The organism is Mycobacterium sp. 1245111.1 (assembly GCF_001673405.1).
Taxonomy (GTDB): Bacteria; Actinomycetota; Actinomycetes; order Mycobacteriales; family Mycobacteriaceae; genus Mycobacterium.
The window spans coordinates 1-1,071 of sequence record NZ_LZLV01000065.1; the positions used below are offsets into that span (position 1 = coordinate 1).

Annotated in this window: 1 protein-coding gene; it reads right to left on the reverse strand. The window is 63.7% G+C overall.

Annotated features, from left to right (window positions below; all coding sequences use genetic code 11):
• Positions 1-257: 257 nt before the first annotated feature.
• On the reverse strand, positions 258-1,071 hold an 814-nt coding region (locus A5658_RS29340; protein ID WP_156751397.1), incomplete at its 5' end, for an MMPL family transporter.

Below are 1,071 nucleotides of genomic sequence, written 5' to 3' on the forward strand. Positions count from 1 at the left end.
GATGCTGCGACCCACCGGGCCGCGCCCGGCCGTGCGGTCGCTGCTCGGCACGAGCTTCGGCGAACCCCAGGACGCCCCCACCGGGCCGTTGCCGAAATCGACTGCCTGACAGGCTTATTCGGTTTCCACGCACCGAGATCGACGTTAAGCAGCGAAAGGAAAGTGCGAGAGCGCGCCAGCACAACGTCGATCTCGATGTGAAAGAAGGCAATCGCCGTGCACATGCAGCCAGCGAATCAGCTTGCCGCGCAGGGTGACTAGACCTTCTGCACAACTCCGGCTTCGGTCTCGTCTTCGACGTCGCGGTGAATCAGCTCGCGCACAGCGGGACGCGGCCCGGTGGGTCGCAGCATCGCGCTGGCCGGCCGTGGTCGCACCTTGATCGGCCACCAGAACCAGCGCCCCAGAAGCGAGGCGATGGACGGCGTCATGAACGAGCGCACCACCAACGTGTCGAACAGCAGGCCGAGACCGATGGTGGTGCCCACCTGGCCGATGATGCGCAGGTCGCTGACCACCATTGAGGCCATCGTGAACGCGAACACCAGACCGGCGTTGGTCACCACCTTGCCGGTGCTGCCCATCGCGCGGATGATCCCGGTCTTCAGCCCGGCGGGTATCTCCTCTTTCAAGCGGGATATCAACAACAGGTTGTAGTCCGAACCGACGGCAAGCAGCACGATCACCGACATCGCGAGCACCATCCAGTGCAGTTTGATACCGAGGAAGTATTGCCAGACGAGCACCGACATGCCGAACGATGCCCCCAACGACAGCGCGACCGTCCCGACGATCACCGCCGCCGCGATCAGACTGCGGGTAATGATCAGCATGATGATGAAAATCAGGCAGAGCGAACCGATTCCGGCGATCATCAGGTCGTACTTGGAGCCGTCCTTCCAGTCTTTGAAGGTGGCTGCGGTGCCGGCGAGGTAGATCTTGGCGCCCTCCCAGGGCGTGCCCTTGATCGCCTCGTGCACGGCTTTCTTGATCGGCGCGATGTGGCTGATGCCCTCGGGGGTGGCGGGGTCGCCCTCGTGCGAGATGATCAACCGGACGGCGTGCCCGTTG